Raw genomic sequence first — 18,494 nt, 5'->3', positions numbered from 1 at the left:
AGTGAAAAATAAGAAAAAATTGTATTCAAGATCAGCAATAGGATACTCAGTAATAATTGCTTTTATAGCAGTAATCATCATTGATCTACTACTATTTTTCTGGGTACTTCATGCGCCCTATGGCTTGATGCCTCCTGGTACAGCACCATTTGTAGTCGGAGCGGTGGCAACCCTTCTTTTGCTTATAGTTATTTTTATTGCAGTTTATTTAGTGCTAAATCCCCTTATTAAGGCTTTAAATAAGTTAATTAAGAGTATGCAAGAAGTAGCTGACGGTAATCTTTCAACTCGTTTAGAAACTAATTCTACTAATTTATTAAACAAGGCTTTTGAAAACTTTAATAAAATGGTAGCTGACTTAAATGGGCTAGAATTATTAAAAGAAGATTTTATTAGTAAATTTTCTCATGAATTTAAAACACCAATTGCATCAATTAATGGCTTTGCTCAATTATTAACAGATCCAAATATTCCAGTTAACAAAAAAGAAGAATATAGTAAAATTATTGCTGAAGAATCAGAGAGGTTAAGTAAATTATCTGGGCAAATAATGTTGCTTACTAACTTGGAAAATAAAACAATTATTAGTGAAAAAGAAAATGTAGAAATTGATGAGGAGCTAAGAAAGGCAGTTATTTCGCTGTTACCAAGTTTAGAAGCTAAAGAACTATCTTATGAATTAGATGTACAAAAAGCTACTTTTTATTCGAACGCAGAATTATTAAGAGAGATATGGATTAATTTGTTAAACAATTCTATTAAATTTACGCCTAAAGGAGGAACGATTTTTATAAGTTGTAAAGAAAAAAGAGGAGGAAAAGTTAGTGTAATAATCGGTAATAATGGACCGATAATAGCTGAAAAAGAAAAAAATAAGATTTTTCAAAAGTTCTATCAAGGTAATTATGATCAGAAAAATCAAGGCTTAGGACTAGGTTTAAGTATTGTTAAGCAAATTTTAGACTTAGTAGGTGGCAAAATTACCGTTAAAACTAGTTATAAAAATACTTCAGGAACTTTCTTTGAAGTAATTTTGTAGTAACCACGCGAGAACTTTAAAAAATATAAGTCTATTTTTTAAAGATAAAATTGCTAAAATATCCTTATAATATTTCACAATTAAGAGAGGATTTTAAAATGGGATATTTGGAATTAGCAATTGCGATTGTAGCAGAAGTAATTGGAACAAACTTCATGAAAGCATCAGTCGGATTTACTAAATTATGGCCTTCAGTTATTACTGTTATATCGTATTTGATATGTTTCTATGCCTTAAGTCTTTCTTTGAAAACTTTAAACCTAAGCGTAGCTTATGCGACATGGGGTGGAGTTGGAATAATTTTAACTACAATTATTGGGATTATGTTTTGGCATCAAAACATTTCTTTAGCTCAGGTAATAGGAATTACCCTGATAGTAATTGGTGTAGTAATTACTAATCTATTTTCCACTGGACATTAAAAGCTTTAGCTTGAAAGTAAGCTAAAGCTTTTTTCATCTATTCATTTTAATTAATTGTATTTTTTGAATAGTATCTTTTTACTAAATATAAAATAGGGAGGCCAATAATAACCATTCCTAGGAATAAACCAACGCCAGCTGGATCGTTGATAATTTCACTTACTATGATATAAAGACCACCAAGAATGGCAATAATTGGAACAAGAGGATAAAGAGGTGTACTAAAAGGTCGATGATTGTGTTTCTTTCTTAAAATGAAAATCCCAAAAAATGCTAATACGTAAAAGCAGTAGATAGTAAAGACACATAAATCTGAAAGATGATCTGGATCGAAAAAAATCATCATTAAAGTAGCTAGTCCGACAATCAAAGCAGTAGCTGTTAAGGGAGATTTACCTTTTGGAGTTAAGAAGGAAAGAAATTTTGAAAAAGGGATGTCTTTTCTTTCAGCCATGGCATAAACAATTCTAGGGAAGGTGATAATTTTTCCATTTAAAGTTCCCATCATTGAAACGATAATTCCTGCAGTTAGAAGTTTACCTCCAATTTCACCAAAAGCTTTGGTAGCAAGATAAGCAGTCGTATTTTCACCAAGTCTGTGGATCATATCAACAGGAATAAATCGCAAAATCCCCGCAGTAATTAATGTATAAACAATTAATACAGCGGTAATTCCCAAAATAATGGCTTTAGGTAAAACCTTTTGAGGATTTTTCATTTCACCACCCAATGTGGCAATTAAAATCCAACCATCATAACCAAAGAGGGTTGCTAGGACTGCTACCCCAAAGCCACCGCCGGTATGGTTGATTTGACTAAGTGTTTGCCCAAAGGCGTCTTGTTTACCCCAAAAGATACCAAAAATAATGATTGCTGCAATTGGAATCATTTTCCCGATTGTCGTAATCACAGAAAAAGCAGATCCAACTTTGTTATCAAAAAAGTTAAGAATTCCGATAAAAATAATAGTAATGAGAGCTAAAGGAATACGCCAAGCACTTGAGAGACCAAAGAAGTTAGCCATTAAAATACTCATAAATCCAGCAACTGAAGCAATGATCGCAGGACCGTAAACAATTACTTGCATCCAACCTGCTAAAAAGCCAGCAATACGACCGTAGAGACGCTCAATATAAACGTAAAGTCCCCCAGTGTAAGGCATTTGAGCTCCGATTTCTGCAATAGTGAGTCCGCCAGTTAAAGTAATAATTCCTCCCAAGACCCAGGCGAAGATTGTCATTGTAGAAGTTTTAGCACTATCTAAAACAGATGCTTGTTTAAAAAAGATTCCTGATCCAATAATTGTTCCAATCACAATTGATAAGGCTGACCAAAAGCCAATTGAACGCTTAAGCTTATCAGCAGGTGGTTGATTATTCATTTCGATTCCCCCTAAAAACAAAAGAAAAAGCCCAATTCACTACTTCACTTAAAGTGATGAGAGTGAGTTGGACTTAAAAAGTTATTATTTTCAGCACACCAAATCACTCAATCCCATTAGAGGAGATTGAGGAGGAAGATGAATTTACATGATTTATTGTGTAATTCATAAGTGTACCTCTTTAATTTAAAAATCTTATAAGAAAAGAATAGCATGGATGAAATTAGATTGCAATTAACAAGTTGATCTTGCTAAAAACCCCCCACTTATTTAAAATAAAAATACTACATAAAGGAGATTAATAGGAAAGAATGAAAATACAAGAATTAATTCTTAGTATAGTTGGAGCAGTAGCAGTTATAGTAGGGGTAAAATCCCATGCAGCTACATATATTGACCGCATTAATCCATTTGTGGTACAAACAGTTAGCTATGCAAAAGTAGAAAAAGGAACGCAACGGTATCATAACGTAGAAATTATTGATCCAAATACTAAAAAGACACGAGCTTATAAGCTCAATAATGTTGGTGGTTATGACCCAGATGAACAATACATTAAGATTAATCATAAAGGCCAATATGTAAAAGAAATTCGTTACATTTCTAAAAAAGAATTTGAAAAATAATAATTATAAAGTCTCACTTTTGTCTAAGTGAGACTTTTAATTTTTAAAATGGTAAGATATAAAGAGATATAAAAAGATATAAAAGAAAAACAAAGATATAAATAGATATAAAGGAGATACTAGTGCATAATCCATTTAATCCTAGTTTTGGGAAAATTCCCCCAGTTTTATTGGGAAGAAAGGAAATTCAAGAAGACTATCTGGAAGAGTTAGATAATCCGAATACACCGTATCAAACAGCAATTGTTTATGGAATGAGGGGTGTAGGAAAAACAACTTTTTTAACGGAAGTAAGTCAAAAATTATCTAAAAAAGAAGATTGGTTAGTAGTAGATTTAGCAATGGGTAATAACTTGTTAGAGAACTTAATTGATGATTTGTATCGAAAATCTACTAATAAAATAAAAAAGATTTTGGATACATTAAAAGGAATTAGTTTTTCAGCTGTAGGATTACAAATTTCTGCTTCTTTAGGTAAGCCGACAGTTTCCACTTATCAAGGTATCTTGCAAAGCATACTTATGACTTTAACTAATCAGGGAATACACGTATTGATTACAATTGATGAAGTGAAAGCTACAAAAGAATTACGGTCTTTTGTCGCATTTTATCAGTTATTAATTAGGAAAAATCTTTTTGTAAATTTGTTAATGACAGGCTTACCAGAAAATGTTTCTGAATTACAAAACGAAGATGTACTAACCTTTTTATTAAGAAGTCCCAGAATAGGACTTTCAGCACTAAGTCTTTTTGAAATTAATTTGGCTTATAAAAAAGTTTTTTCACAATCTAGAATTGAGTTAAGTGATGAAGTGGCAGAGATGATGACTAAAATGACTAAAGGATATTCATATGCATTTCAATTGCTTGGTTATTTGGCATGGAAAAAAGGAAAAAAAATAGGGGAAGTGACGGCTGACGTGCTGAGTGATCTTCTTCCAACTTACATAGCTGAATTAGAAAAAAATTCTTATACAAAGATTTATCAGGAATTCTCGGAAAAAGATCAAGAATTTTTGCAAGCAATGGCAATGATGGATGAAAATGTTATTTCAGTAACAGAAATTAGAAATAAGCTAGGAAAAAGTAGCGGTTATATTTCCATGTATCGTAGACGTTTGTTAGATGCGCAAGTAATTGAAACGAGAGGATACGGGAAAATTACCTTTACCTTGCCGTACTTTAAAGAATTTGTAAATGAGATGGAAAAATTTAAATGGTAATAGGAATAAAACTACTTACAATTCATAAGCAAAAAATTATCTTTTTTTATCATTGATGCGTTAAAGTAGTAATGTAAGATTTTACGCAAAGAAGGTAATAAAATGATTAAAGTCGGAATTATTGGTGCTTCTGGAATGGCAGGAAGTGCAATTTATAAATTAGCAAGCAAACAAGAAAAACTCGAAGTAACTGGAATTGTTCGTAATAAGGACAAAGCAGTAAAGGTATTAGGAGCAGAAGCCAATTTATTAATTGGGGATGTATTATCAATGGATGCTGCGCTTTTACAGGATTTTGACGTATTAGTAGATGCATTTGGAACTGCCCCAGCTGATGCAGGGGAGCAAGTTACGCTTGCTAAGAAGCTGGTAGATTTAGCCAAGGATCACGATGAACGAGTAATTTTCATCTTAGGTGCAGGAAGTTTGCAAACAGGCGACGATCACCACTTGCTAGTAGAAGACATTGAAAAGATGCCGGGAAGTCAAGAATGGGTAAATACACCAAAGCAACAATTAAAGGAATTAGAATACTTACGTGGTGTAAAAGATGTAGATTGGGTAGGAATTTCACCATCAATGGAATTTGAAGCTGGTGCTGAAACCAAGTTTAAGCTTGGACATGATGAATTATTATTTAACGATGCCAAAGAGTCCAAGGTAACTTCTGGAACGATGGCACGAGTAGTAGTAAATGAAATTTTAGATCCTAAGCATCATCAAGAAAGAATTACTGTAGTAAATGAATAATGGAAAAAGAAGATGAGAGGCTTCTTTTTTAGTAGGAAAAGCAAAATAATTGAGAGAGAGCAAAAGAAAGTTAAAATTAAGTCAGAAAATCAATGGAAATATACAGGTTGGAGATACCAACATTAGGTAAGAAGTTATGAAAAAGTTTTGGCAGAGATATACAATAGATGCAGCAAAGCAAGTAGAGAGTAAGTATTATAAGCCGTTAGTAATCTCTTTGATTATTTCTTTTATTTTGTTTATGATTTTCACTTGTATGCCTGGAAAAATAGCGAACATGCTTGCGTGGGGATTTGATGGCTGGGTGATCTTTATGTTTGAATATACGATGACTTCATGGTTATGCAGTAAAAGGGTCGTCTTTTGGTTAAGTGCAATAATCTCATTTATCTTAATGATTATTATTGGATTACTTTCGATTGTGTGGATGGTTATTGCAGGAGGATACATAATGAATTAAGTTTTAGAAGAGAGACAGATAAGTTTCTCTTTTTTCTTTTAATTTATTCTTGGCAAATAAAAAATATTTTGATATACTATTATTTGTTGAAAAAATGCTGACTTAGCTCAGTTGGCAGAGCACGTCACTAGTAATGATGAGGTCGAAGGTTCGAATCCTTTAGTCAGCATTAAATAGAATATAAACTAGGATTAACCTTTATTTGTCGATAGTTTACTAAGATAAATAAAGGTTAATTTTTTGCATATATTAAAACTACAGACAATTATTGCTTAGACTTTTTGTCATAGTTTTGTCTAATTTGATGATAAGTCATCAGTTGAAAAGAAAAGAGAAAGCATGGTATTAACTAATCGTCAAAAAAGAACGCAATTAGATTTAATTAGGACAATGGAAAGTTTATTAAATCGAAAAAAATTTGAGGATATTACAATCAATGATATCTGTTCAAATGCCTTAATAACACGAGGAACGTTTTATCGCTATTTTAAAGATAAATATGAATTAACTCAAGCAGTACTAGAATATATTGGTGAAAGAGATCTAAAAGATAATACAGAAGAAACATTTTTTAAAATCTAGAAGTATTTACACAAAAAAATAGTCGCCTGATTAAAAACATCAATCCCTTGAACCAGAATCGACTAAATTTTTATAATGAATTTTTTAAAATTATTGAACAAGTAATTATAAGTTATGCAAATCAAGAAGAAAAAAGTAAGAAAGCTTTCTTAAAACCTGCCTTGAATAATACTACTAATCAAGAAAAGTTAATTAAATTTATTTCGGGAGGAATAGCGTCTTTATTAATCACTACATCAATAGCTGATGAAAAAGAAAATCTTGAATTTATAATGGATTTGATGAAAAAATTATCCAAATAATACATTTTAAGACAAATGTATTATTTTTATACAAAGACATATTTTGTAGCTGTAATTGACAATTTTTCTATATTAAAATTAAAATCAATATTTTAAGAAAGGAAAGTTGAAAATTATAGATGAATAGAATATTCAGTAAATGGGCAAAAAATATCTTTAAACATTCCAAGTTATATATTGCTATTATTGGAGCCTTAACAGTTATCTTTGGGATTGGATTAAGTAGAATTCAAATGAAAATGGGAAATGATGTTTTTGTTAGCCCTAAGTCAGCTATTTACAAAAATACTCAGACCTATCAGAAAAACTTTGGTGGGGATGCTGCCTATGTAATGTTAAGCGGCAAGCAAAAGAGAATTATTTCTCATAATACTATGCAAAAGGTAGCTACTTTTAGTAAAAATGCTAGTAAAATCAAAAATGTGAAATCCACTACTAGTGTTGTTAGCTTACTAAATGACTTAATTCAGAAATCTGATTTTTCTACTATGATGTCACAAAGTGATTCAGCTAGTAATGAAAAGCTTCAAAAAGACTTATTTGCAAATTTAAGTGATAAGCAGAAAAATGAGTTACAAAAAAATTTACAATCATCTTTGTCGAAAGCGCAACTTGCTAAAGTTCAAGCTTATACTCAGAGTCTTTTAACAACTCCACAGCAAGCTAAAATAGGTGAGCTTGTTCAAGCAGGAACTAATCAAAATCAGGCGTTGCAAGAAACTTTAACTGCTAAGCAAAATCAACAATTGCAAGCATATACGTTATCCTTATTAACTTCAAAACAAAGAAATATTATTGTGGCTAAAGTAGTTAAAATGCTACCTAGCGTGGAAAAAATGTCTACACCATTATTACGAGACATTATGCTAGATAATAATGGGAAAGTGCGTAAGGAGTTTGACCAATTATTACCTAAAAATGGTAAAAACCTTTTAATAATGGTTAACACCACTGATAAAACCAGTGATATGTCGACTAATGTACAACTTAGACAAGATCTTAAAAAGGCTCTCAAAAACACTCACTTTAATTCGGCTTATGAAGTAAATCTTGCTGGTCAACCAATCATTATGGGTGAAATTAAAACCAGTGTAATGTCAACAATGGTTAAAATGGTTATAATTGCTGTTATCTTGATGATTGCGGTTCTTACTATTTTATTTGCAGTCCGCCGTCGATTATTTTCTCTTTTCTTTGTGTTAATTGGAATGATTTGGACGTTTGGAATCATGGGATGGCTTAATATTCCAATTACTTTAGCCACTATGGCTACACTCCCAATTATTATTGGTTTAGGAACTGATTTTGGTGTGCAGTTCCATAATCGTTATGAAGAAGAATTTCGAAAAGAACAAATCTCTGACCAAGCATCACAAACAGCTGCTAAAAATATTGGGCCTGCGGTTGGTACAGCTGTAATTATGATGGCTTTAAGCTTTTTGACGATGTTGTTATCTAAAGCACCAATGATGCAGCAATTTGGGATTACTTTAGCTATTGGGGTAGTGTGTTTACTTAGTAGAATTTATTCTTATCTTTGCTGTCTTACCTCTTTTAGATACTAAGACAAAAGTTAAAAAGGTTAAAACTGAAAGACCTAATAAAATTGGTCAATTACTAGGTCGTTATGCCAATTTTATTATGAATCATGCTGGAGTTACATTAATTATTGGAGTCATCATTGCAATTTTCGGATTTGCAGTTGAGGGAAAGATAACTACAGAAACCAATATGACTAAGTTGATTCCTGAAAATCTTCCCTCTTTAGTTCAAACGAAAAAGCTTCAAAAGAAAGTCGGATCAACTACATACCTAACTTATTTAGCTAAAGCTGATAATATTAAGGATAAAAACACTCTTAAGGAAATTCAAAGTATTGGAAATAAAGTAAAGAAAGACAATAAAGATGTTGAAAGTGTTCAAAGTATTTCAACAGCTTATACACAATTTGGAGGAAAATATACTACTTCTCAGGAAAACATTAATAGAATCATTAATAATTTACCTGCTTCAATGAAGGATACTTTTATTAGTCCAAACAATCATTATGCAGCAATTCAGTTTAAGATTAAAAATAATCTTTCTTCTGATGAGCAGTCGAAATTAATGAATCGAATTAATAAAGAAATTAATGGCCAGCATAAATATGTTAATATCTCAGCAGCTGGAGCTACTATGATGCAATTAGTTGGAATTAAGAATATGACTTCGAATCATTATCTAATTATCGGAGCAGGTTTAGCAATTATCTTTATAGTTTTACTTGTGGTATATAGAAACTGGAAAGTTGCACTATATCCACTTGTTCCAATCATTATCGTTCTTGGGGCTTCACCTTTAACTTTATGGGCAAGAGGAGGACAATATAATCCAGTAACTGTAACGTTAAGTTCATTAATTTTAGGTGTTGGAATTGAATTCACAATTTTGATTTTAGAGCGCTACCAAGAGGAAATTAAAACGCATGATACCAAGGAAGCTATCATAACAGCAATTTCTTCAGTTGGAGCAGCAATTACGGTGTCTGGATTAACAGTAATCGTTGGATTTTCAGCAATAATTTTTGCAGATTTTCCTGCCTTAAGTGCCTTTGGGGCAAGCACAGTAACAGATACAGCCTATTCTTTAATTGCAGCTCTTACTTTCATGCCAGCAATTATCTATCTTTTTGGTAAATCTAAAAGTAAGCAGTGATACAATAAACTAATAAGTTTTATAGAGAAGAGGTACAGTAATTTGAGTTTAACCATCAATCTTTACTATACTGGAAAAAATGGTAGTGCACGTAAGTTTGTAAAGGAAATGGAAGAAAGCGGGTTGGCTGATAAGATTAGACATGAACCAGGTAACGAACGCTATGAATATTTCTACCCAGCAGATGATTTAGATACAGTACTTTTAATTGATAGTTGGATTAACCAAGAAGCTATTGATAAACACCATAAAAGTCCCATGATGGCTGAATTAGCAAAATTACGTGAAAAGTACGATCTTCACATGAAAGTTGAAAGATTTATTCCAGCTCCAAAAATTAAAAGTGATGAAAAATTTATCAGAAAGTAGCTAAAGCGAAAAGAAATAAAATAAGACAAGTCCCGTAAATGACTTGTCTTATTTTTTACCAAATATTACCGTATATGTACTTTGTGTACGCTTTCAGTATATTATGATATAAGAAAATTATAAAGTAAAACGACTTACAAGATTTCAGTTTTTTACATTGACTTATTAAAAGTAAGTAGTATTATATAAATATAATTAAAAGCAGAAGATGTATTAAATACAGTGTAATTTAATAGGAGAAGACAAATGAAAAAATATGATGTAGCAGTTATTGGAGCAGGTCCTGGTGGAATGACTGCAGCATTATATGCTGCTAGGGCCAACTTAAAGGTTGCAATGATTGATCGAGGAGTTTATGGCGGTCAAATGAATAATACAGCTGAGGTTGAAAATTACCCTGGTTTTCCTTCAATTATGGGCCCCGAATTGGGAGAAAAAATGTACCAAAGTACTGTAAAGCAAAATGTAGAATTTGTTTATGGTGATGTAAAGGGACTTAAACTTGATGGGCAGAAGCGCATTGTTCAGATGGATCCAGAAGATATTGAAGCCACTGTGGTAATCATTGCAACAGGTTCTAATAACCGAAAATTAGAAATTCCTGGAGAACAAGAATATAGTGGCCGTGGGGTTTCTTACTGCGCAGTATGTGATGGAGCTTTCTTCAAAGATGAAGATGTAGTTGTAGTTGGCGGTGGAGACTCAGCAGTTTCTGAAGGTCTTTACTTAGCTAATGTAACTGATGATGTAAATCTAATTCATAGACGTGATCAGTTAAGAGCAGAAAAGATTCTCCAAGATCGTGCTTTTAAAAATGATAAAATGCACTTTACTTGGGATAGTGAAGTTAAAGAAATCATTGGTGATGGTGAAAAAATGACTGGTGTCAAAGTCCATAATAACCAAACCAATGAAGATACAGTGGTAAAGGCATCTGGAGCATTTATTTATATTGGAAATGTACCAAATACTGAACCATTTAAAGACTTGGACATCACTGATAAAGATGGCTGGATCATTACTAATGATCGAATGGAAACTTCTATTCCTGGTATTTATGCAATTGGAGATGTACGTCAAAAAGAACTCCGTCAAATCATTACTGCTGTTGGTGATGGTGGAGTTGCAGGACAAAATGCATTTGAATATATTGAAACCCTAAAAGTAGCCGAATAATAATTTCTGATAATATTTCTAATATCTCCCTTATTGGAAATAACATGCTTACTAAAAGAACTTAACGATAAAGTTAAGTTCTTTTTTGTTATAAAAAGGTTATTAATATAACAATGCTATCGTTATATTAATTCGGATAAATGTTGATATATCAATACTTTGAGCAAAATAAAGAAAATTATAAATTTTTATATAACAGGTGTTGTAATATGTAATTTAAAGTGCTATTATAATAAGTGAAGTGAGAGAGATAAGTAAATTTAAAAGATTGGAAAGAAGATTATTATGAAATTACGTAAAACAGTTATTAGCTTAGTAAGTTTATTATCAGTTGGAACTATGTTTGCATCAAACGTAGCAAGTGCTCAAGCTGCAACAGTAGAAGAAAGTTACCCAGCATTAGCAAAGGCAGAAGATGCTCCAACTAACCCAGCAGCAAGCCAAGCTCCAAAGGGTAAACATGTGACAAAGAAGAGTAAAAAGACTACTAAGAAGCACGCTAAAAAGCATGCTAAGAAGACTGTAAAACGTAACGTACGTAAGTAAGAAATAATAATATCTGTTGGTATTCGTAAAGAGTACTATGATTCTTAATTTTCAATTTTAAATATAAAAAAGAGGATTTGTTTTAAAACAAATCCTCTTTTTACACTAAGAGTTATTTTGAAAGAAGTTTAATTAAAGGTTAGCGTGAATATTGAATTTCTTAGTATTCTTGATGTAACGCTTTGCAACACCCATGAAGTGAACGCTAATCTTAGAGTGATCATTTGGTAAATCTGAGAAACTCATGCCAAAGTACTTAGTTGGAGCATCGTAACCCTTAAGAGAACGACAACCTAATAAGTCACCTGCGTGTTCCCATTCAGTGTAGTAAGCAGTGTTATCAGCTTGAGATTCAGTACCATAGTAACCACCGAATAACATTTGTTTAATATTGAAGTAAACTTGACGCTTTAAAGCATACATAGAACGAGTAGAACCAGAGAATTCAGAAGTAATAGGAAGACCAGATTCATCTTCGTAAACTTGACCAGCGTTCTTTAAGCCAGAAGCAACAGCAGCACGAGTAATACCTGCAACGTAGTGATCAGAATCCCAAACGCTACGGCCATTGTCATGGTATTGCTTAGCAACTTTATCAGCAAAATCCATAGCAGATTTGTTTAAAACCCAAGGCTTTTTGTTAAGTTGACTACGAGCTGAGTTAATCAAGCGAAGAGCAAAACGGTTGATTTCAAGCTTTTGGCTGGAAGATAACTTAGTTACATCAACCATAACATTTTTGTCAGCATCGTCACCAACAAATTGGTTTTCTTTAACCCCTTTAACAGAAGCGTTAATTAAAGCTTTTTTGTTTTTAGCAGAAATCTTATTATTATCAACTTGAGCAATACGTTTAGCAGTGTAACCACTAGGTAAAGTAATGGAAGTTGATTCAGCTTTTACAGAAGTTGAATTAATTGAAGTAGCAACAACGAATCCAATAACAAATAAAATAATAGTAAATACATTTTTTAATAACAACTTAGTGTTTTTCATAATATTTTTACTCCTTTTGGGGTCATATAAATATAATTTTTTCTTTAATTCAATCTACAAATGCTATTATATCAACATTAAATGACATTGCAATTTTAATAACATATTTACGGACATAAAATAACCAGTATTTACCATATTATATTAAATAAAATAAGCGCTTACATATTATTATAATGGGATAAATAACGCATTATTATTTAAATAACATATTATAAGGATAATTTTTTAAAAATAATTTTTGAAGATATTTTTGAACAAGTGTTATTAAATAGAAACTTTACAAACAAAGAAATAAATAGTAACCTACTAATATCTCTTTGAACTAAAAATGGAGGAATTTGATGTTTTCTAAAAATGCCGTTAAAGCAAAACTTTTGGCAATTATATTGGCTTTAGTGATAGCTCTAGGAATGAGTTGGCTCGCAAGTCAACGTGTAAATGCAAGTATTAAAGAAACGGCAATGCATGGAAAGATTATTGTAAAGTACTCAGGTAAGGGAAAAGTACATTTACTTAACGAGGATGGAAAGTATATTAAGAAGTATGCTAAAAAAGATTCCAAATGGAAGGTTTATGCTAAAGCAACCATTCGAAAACAATTGATGTATCGTATTGGCAAGAATACTTGGATTCCCGCAAAATATACTAAAAAAGCCTCCACTAAAACTGCAGCTAGTGCTCCAGTTCAATGGAAGGCAAAAAGTAGTGAAAAAGGTTTTTTAGTAAATACAAGTTCTGTAGGAAAAATAATTGGTAATAAAACAACTAAGAAATTTTATTTACCGGGTAAAAAAAATCATAAAATTCTATCTTTAAATATGGTATTTTTTTCTTCTAAAAAAGAAGCTGAGGAGGCAGGTTATAAGTTAGCAAATTAAAAAGGTCTACCTTCAAATAAGGTAAACCTTTTTAATTGTTATTTGCTTTCGTAACCAATCATTAAACCACCATTTTCGACATAGTAGCTACATAAACCACCGCATTTTCCAATGGTGATTTTTGCATCAGGGAATTTACTTAAAAGTAAATTCTCAATTGCTTCAGCACCGGCTAAATTATCAACATGGTCGATAGCAACTTTTCCGCCATTGTAACCATATTCAATCATTTTCTTTACAATTTGACTGTAGGTTTTTTTAGCCCCCCGTGCTTTGCCAATGGATTCAAATTTTCCCTGAACACTAGCGCGCCCGATAACATTTAATTTAAGCATCCCCATTACCTTAGCAGCAGCGCCAGATACACGCCCACTATTTACAAGATTAGTTAAATCTTGTAAGGCAAAAATTAAATTAAGATGTTCTTGGTAATCTTCAATTTTTTTGACTATTTCTTTAAAAGAGAGTCCTTCTTTAATAAGCTCACCAGTTTTTTCGGCAAGTAATTTGACTTGTGGGCCGGCTGAGTGACTATCAAAAACAAGAATTTTAGCTTTAGGGTGAGTAGTATGATATTCTGTTGCGGCTTGCTTAGCAGCATTGTAGCTTCCCGATAGTGCCCCTGAAATGGTAAAGACAAAGATTTCATCACTATCGCCAAAAGCAGTTAGCCAATCATGGATATTAGGACAGGAAGTGGTAGTTTTAACACTATTTTCACTTAGAGCTTCTTTAAGTAAAGTTGGATCAATGTGACCATCATCGCGCCAAGACTTATTTCCCACTTGAATAGTCAAAGGTACGTTTTCATGAGGAGTACCTGAACATTCAGAAGTTAAAAGATTAGCACTGGAGTCTGTAAGAATTTTAGCTGTCATGATTATCCTCACTATATTTAATCAAATTATTATACTTTTATTAATATAAGCTTAGGCAAAAAAGTGAATTGTGTCAATTAAAACGAATGTTATACTTTGTAGTAGAAAACACAAAGTAGAATGGGTAGAAAAATGAATAATCCTTGGAGTAAACTAAAACAAAATGATCTATTAAGACGTTTTTTTGTACTTTTAATAATTGGAATAATTTTATATGAAGCACGAGCGATGATTGATACAATTTTGCTGACATTCATCTTTACATATATTGTGATTCATATAATCAAAAAAGTTCAAAGTATAATTCCTCGCTTCCCGACGAAACTAATTGTGGGGATCATCTATCTTTTATTATTTGGATTGCTGTATTTTGTAGTCACTATTTATATTCCTTTGTTGGCTAAACAAATTACTAAAATTGTACGCTCAATGATTAGTTTTTATCAAAGTCATCAAATGACAGGCATATTAAAAGATATTGAAAAATATATCAACCGAGAAGAAATAGTAAGTTCAGCTCGTCATGGGATGAATTTTATTATTCATACAATTACAAATGTGGGTACTTTAACAGTTGCGTTATTGATGTCAGTATTTTTGAGTTTCTTTTATACTTTTGAATTGAAAAAAATGCATCAATTTTCACATTTATTTGTAACAGAAGGAAGTTTTAAGTGGTTTTTTGAAGATTTAAAATTTTTAGGACAAAAATTTGCTGATACTTTTGGAGTAGTACTAGAAGCACAATTTTTTATTGCTATCTGTAATACGATTCTGACAATGATTGGACTAATTATATTGAAAATGCCGCAGATTGTGGCTTTAGGATTGATGATCTTTGTTTTAAGTTTAATCCCAGTTGCAGGAGTTATAATTTCACTGATTCCCTTAAGTCTAGTCGCATATTCAGTAGGTGGTATAAAAGATGTAGTTTATATCTTAATTTTAATTTTGATCATTCATGCTATTGAAGCCTACTTTCTTAATCCAAAATTTATGGCTAGCAAAACCCAATTACCAATTTTTTATACTTTTTTGATTCTTTTAGTGGCTGAAAAATTCTGGGGAACTTGGGGGTTAATTGTAGGTGTACCACTTTTTACTTTCTTTATTGAATTAATTGGGATTAATCCTAGAAAAGATAAAAAGAAGAAACGAAAAACAAAAATTTTCTAGTAAAAAAGATATCTGGAAACTGAAGTGCCATAAGAAAGTTAGACACTTTATAAAATTTTAAATACTTGATAATACACGATTTCTGTATTTTGATATGAACCCCGAAATTCGGACAAGAATTTCGAGGTTTTTTATTATGACTAAACTGTCTAAACAAGATAAAATTGATATTTATAATAATTGGAAATATTACGGTAAATCTTCTCTTCAATTAGGAAAAGAATATGGAATTACCTCTGATAGTCTTAGATACTTATTTAAATTAATCGATAAATATGGATTAGAAATCCTAGATAAGCCCTATACTTTTTATTCAATAGAATTTAAAGAAAAGGCAATTAGAAGGGTTCTTTCAGGAGACGAAACTATGTCCCAAATATCATTAGATCTTGGTTTACGTAGTAGGGCCATGCTTTACAATTGGGTTCGCAAATACAAAGAAAATGGGTATAATGTCATTAATCATAAGAAAGGTAGAAGATCTAATGCAGAACAAAGACAAACAGATTCAAGAACTTCAAAAGCAAATCAAGGACCTCAAACAAAAGAATTTAGAGCTTACTGTCGAGAACGAATTTATAAAAAAATTAGATGCCTTAGTGGCACAAAGAATCAGAAACCAAAAGCACAAGAAATAGTTTCTGCAGTCACACAGCTAAGGCAAGAACTTCATGTGACTGTGAGTTTTGTGCTTAAAGTGATCAATTCTAAACCTGACCTTCCTCACCTATCTAGGAGTAATTATTACTATGTTCAAGGACATGATGATAAAGATAGGAAAAACCAAAATATCATGGAAAGGATCAAAGAAGTATATGAAGAGCACAAACATCGCTACGGTTATAGAAGAATTACTGCACAACTTCAACGTGAAGGACTTAAAATCAATCATAAGAAAGTAAAACGTCTAATGACTAAAATGCACTTATATGGCATTGCCATTAGACGTAAGCATAAATATTCAAGCTATCGTGGAACTGTAGGTAAGATCAAAAGTAACTTGATTAAACGTAATTTCAAGTCTGTAATTCCAAATAAAAAGTGGTATTCAGATGTGACGGAATTTCATTTGAATGGTGAAAAGCTTTATCTATCCCCAATTATGGACGGTTGCACACAAGAGATTGTCTCTTATACTCTAAGTCGTCATCCTGTTTTAAAACAAGTAATGGATATGTTAAAGCTGGCCTATAAAAAGTATCCGGCCCTTAATGGTTTAGTATTTCATACTGATCAAGGCTGGCAATATCAACATCCTCTCTTTCAATCATGGCTTAAAAATCATGGCATAACCCAAAGTATGTCACGTAAAGGTAATTCTTTAGATGATGGCATGATGGAGGGTTTCTTTGGCATACTTAAAAGAGAAATGTTTTATGGATTCGAAAATAATTTTAGTAATTTAGATGAGTTAGAAGAAGCCATCAAAGAATATATTGAATATTACAATACTAAACGAATTAAAACTGTACTAAAAAATCGCACACCGATTGAATATCGGAATGCGATTATGAATCAAAGCTAATTAATAATATGTCCTAATTTTAGGGTTCATATCATTTTACAGGAGTCGTGTATTTTAATTTATTGGAACGACGAATATTATTAAACCAAGTGACATACTTACTTAACACTTGCTTCATCTCTTCAAGAGAGCCAATCTTAAGTCGATTTAGGCATTCTCTTTTCATTAGGTTGAATATAGTTTCACCTGGCGCATTATCATGACAATTTCCTTTTCTAGACATGCTTTGTGTAATATTCATTTCTTTAAGACGGGCTTGATAACCAGCATTTTGATATTGAAAACCTTGATCAGAATGTAAAATTGGTCGTGCATCTTTTGGTAAATTTACTTCAAGTTCATCAAGCATCCTATAAATAGTCTTCATCTCAGGAGAGTAACTAACTGCACAAGCCAGTATTTCCAGAGATGCTTCATCAACTATTGGTGAAATATAGACTTTTTTGCCATTAGTTAATTTGTATTCTGTTACATCGGTATGCAAGACCTTATAAGGGATAGTCTCATCAAAGATCTGATTAAGAATATTAGGAGCCTTTTTGCCAACGCTACCTTTATAAGAACTGTACTTAGCTGTATTCTTATGATAAATCATGGTTTTAATACCCATATCACGCATAATTTTACGAACAGTTTCCTTAGCAAGATTGATACCAGTATCTTTTAAAGCGCCCCAAATACGCCGATAACCGTATGTTTCATTACTTTCATCATAATAAATATGATTAATTTCTTTCTTAACTTTAGCGTATTTATCGCACTTATTAATTCGATTTTTTAAGTTATCATAATATGTTTTTCGATTAAGCTTAAGCAGACTAAATAAGGTATTCAGCTTTACAGTTGGCACTTTAGCCCGAATATCCTTGATAATTAGCGTTTTTTCTTTGTTGGATAGCGAGGATATCGGGCAGCCACTTTTTTTAAGACAAGATTCTCCAGTTTTAATTTTTCGATTTCCGCTTCTTGTTTAATAATCTTCTCTTCATATTTTTGCTTCTCACTAAGTTTTATCTTTTGAGCTTGTTTCTTTTTAGGTTTCTTAGGCATGTTGGATGGATGTCCTTTCTGCTTAGGAAGTAAACCAGCCATACCTTCTTTTTTAAACTTATTAACCCAAGTGTAAACCTGAGAAGAATTTATATTGAACTTGGCAGCTACTGGAGTTATTCCTAAATTAGGATTATTTAAATAATAGCGTACCACATTTAACTTAAACTCAGGAGAATAGTTCATCTTCTTATGTTTAATTTTAAGAGATTCAAGGCCATTTTCATCAGCCTGATGAATCCATTTATATACCATAGAGTAAGGAATATTGTACTTTCTACTTAATCCCTTTATTGAATCTTGATGATTAAAGAATTCAGAAACAATCTTAATTTTGAACCCATTAGAATATTTAGTCATAAAAAATACCTCACAATCGTTAGATCTATGTCTAACAATTATGAGGCACTTCAAACAA

The 18,494-nt window shown here is 31.8% G+C and carries 20 protein-coding genes and 1 tRNA gene; 17 read left to right on the top strand and 4 right to left on the bottom strand.

The genetic code is table 11. The annotated features are described in order from the left end of the window. The first annotated feature begins 1 nt into the window (after position 1). Positions 2–1,039, top strand: coding sequence for a sensor histidine kinase (locus FP435_RS07960; protein ID WP_265483751.1), 1,038 nt, complete (start codon positions 2–4; stop codon positions 1,037–1,039). A gap of 98 nt (positions 1,040–1,137) precedes the next feature. After that, positions 1,138–1,461, top strand: a complete 324-nt coding sequence (locus FP435_RS07955) for a DMT family transporter (RefSeq protein WP_265483750.1) — start codon at positions 1,138–1,140, stop codon at positions 1,459–1,461. A 46-nt stretch (positions 1,462–1,507) separates the two neighbouring features. Here FP435_RS07955 and FP435_RS07950 read toward each other — a convergent pair whose 3' ends face one another. After that, entirely contained in the window at positions 1,508–2,842 is a 1,335-nt protein-coding gene (locus tag FP435_RS07950; protein ID WP_265483749.1) for an APC family permease, read from the bottom strand. A 311-nt stretch (positions 2,843–3,153) separates the two neighbouring features. Here FP435_RS07950 and FP435_RS07945 point away from each other — a divergent pair, with 311 nt between their 5' ends. The 12 genes from FP435_RS07945 (at position 3,154) to FP435_RS07890 (ending at position 11,570) form a co-directional block, all read left to right on the top strand. Beyond that, entirely contained in the window at positions 3,154–3,468 is a 315-nt protein-coding gene (locus FP435_RS07945) for a YxeA family protein (protein ID WP_265483748.1), read from the top strand. Between the two features lie 122 nt (positions 3,469–3,590). Further along, entirely contained in the window at positions 3,591–4,691 is a 1,101-nt protein-coding gene (locus tag FP435_RS07940; protein ID WP_265483747.1) for an ATP-binding protein, read from the top strand. 102 nt (positions 4,692–4,793) lie between these two features. After that, complete coding sequence (locus FP435_RS07935; protein WP_265483746.1) at positions 4,794–5,441, top strand: NAD(P)-dependent oxidoreductase; 648 nt, start codon at positions 4,794–4,796, stop codon at positions 5,439–5,441. Between the two features lie 256 nt (positions 5,442–5,697). Beyond that, positions 5,698–5,901, top strand: a complete 204-nt coding sequence (locus FP435_RS07930) for a hypothetical protein (protein WP_265483745.1) — start codon at positions 5,698–5,700, stop codon at positions 5,899–5,901. Between the two features lie 96 nt (positions 5,902–5,997). Then, positions 5,998–6,070, top strand: a tRNA-Thr gene (locus FP435_RS07925). 170 nt (positions 6,071–6,240) lie between these two features. After that, positions 6,241–6,483, top strand: a complete 243-nt coding sequence (locus FP435_RS07920; RefSeq protein ID WP_265483744.1) for a TetR/AcrR family transcriptional regulator — start codon at positions 6,241–6,243, stop codon at positions 6,481–6,483. A gap of 47 nt (positions 6,484–6,530) precedes the next feature. Next, the gene (locus tag FP435_RS07915; protein ID WP_265483743.1) at positions 6,531–6,785 is read left to right on the top strand and encodes a hypothetical protein; all 255 of its coding nucleotides are present in this window, start codon (positions 6,531–6,533) and stop codon (positions 6,783–6,785) included. A gap of 119 nt (positions 6,786–6,904) precedes the next feature. Beyond that, entirely contained in the window at positions 6,905–8,350 is a 1,446-nt protein-coding gene (locus FP435_RS07910; RefSeq protein ID WP_265483742.1) for an MMPL family transporter, read from the top strand. A 76-nt stretch (positions 8,351–8,426) separates the two neighbouring features. After that, positions 8,427–9,479 (top strand): MMPL family transporter, encoded by a 1,053-nt coding sequence (locus FP435_RS07905; protein WP_265483741.1) that lies wholly within the window; start codon positions 8,427–8,429, stop codon positions 9,477–9,479. Positions 9,480–9,521: 42 nt separating this feature from the next. Further along, entirely contained in the window at positions 9,522–9,848 is a 327-nt protein-coding gene (locus tag FP435_RS07900; RefSeq protein ID WP_265483740.1) for a putative quinol monooxygenase, read from the top strand. Between the two features lie 246 nt (positions 9,849–10,094). Beyond that, entirely contained in the window at positions 10,095–11,024 is a 930-nt protein-coding gene (trxB, locus tag FP435_RS07895; RefSeq protein ID WP_265483739.1) for a thioredoxin-disulfide reductase, read from the top strand. 285 nt (positions 11,025–11,309) lie between these two features. Then, a complete protein-coding gene (locus tag FP435_RS07890; RefSeq protein WP_265483738.1) occupies positions 11,310–11,570 on the top strand; it encodes a hypothetical protein in 261 nt (86 codons plus the stop codon). A gap of 132 nt (positions 11,571–11,702) precedes the next feature. Here the strand turns inward: FP435_RS07890 and FP435_RS07885 are convergent, their stop codons facing one another. Continuing rightward, on the bottom strand, positions 11,703–12,566 hold the full coding sequence (locus FP435_RS07885; RefSeq protein WP_265483737.1) for an SEC10/PgrA surface exclusion domain-containing protein: 864 nt from the start codon (positions 12,564–12,566) through the stop codon (positions 11,703–11,705). Positions 12,567–12,910: 344 nt separating this feature from the next. On the opposite strand from FP435_RS07885, the gene FP435_RS07880 reads away from it, so the two are divergent. After that, the gene (locus FP435_RS07880) at positions 12,911–13,447 is read left to right on the top strand and encodes an SLAP domain-containing protein (protein WP_265483736.1); all 537 of its coding nucleotides are present in this window, start codon (positions 12,911–12,913) and stop codon (positions 13,445–13,447) included. A gap of 38 nt (positions 13,448–13,485) precedes the next feature. On the opposite strand, the gene FP435_RS07875 is transcribed toward FP435_RS07880, so the two are convergent. Then, positions 13,486–14,325, bottom strand: coding sequence for a DegV family protein (locus FP435_RS07875; RefSeq protein ID WP_265483735.1), 840 nt, complete (start codon positions 14,323–14,325; stop codon positions 13,486–13,488). A 132-nt stretch (positions 14,326–14,457) separates the two neighbouring features. Between FP435_RS07875 and FP435_RS07870 the strand changes: the two genes are divergently transcribed. Both FP435_RS07870 and FP435_RS07865 read left to right on the top strand, forming a co-directional pair. Further along, positions 14,458–15,501 carry an AI-2E family transporter gene (locus FP435_RS07870; protein WP_265483734.1) on the top strand — a complete coding sequence of 348 codons (1,044 nt, stop codon included), beginning with the start codon at positions 14,458–14,460 and terminating at the stop codon, positions 15,499–15,501. A gap of 136 nt (positions 15,502–15,637) precedes the next feature. After that, a complete protein-coding gene (locus tag FP435_RS07865) occupies positions 15,638–17,026 on the top strand; it encodes an IS3 family transposase (protein ID WP_265482988.1) in 1,389 nt (462 codons plus the stop codon). A 31-nt stretch (positions 17,027–17,057) separates the two neighbouring features. Here the strand turns inward: FP435_RS07865 and FP435_RS07860 are convergent. Beyond that, a protein-coding gene (locus FP435_RS07860) for an IS3 family transposase (RefSeq protein WP_265483733.1) occupies positions 17,058–18,436 on the bottom strand; the annotation gives its coding sequence in 2 pieces (ribosomal slippage) (positions 17,058–17,956 and positions 17,956–18,436; 1,380 coding nt in all). Positions 18,437–18,494: the final 58 nt, after the last annotated feature.

The sequence above is a fragment of the Lactobacillus sp. PV037 genome (assembly GCF_014522345.1).
Taxonomy (GTDB): Bacteria; Bacillota; Bacilli; order Lactobacillales; family Lactobacillaceae; genus Lactobacillus.
The sequence above is the reverse complement of the archived record's forward strand: the minus strand, read 5'-3'. Positions and strand labels throughout refer to the sequence as shown.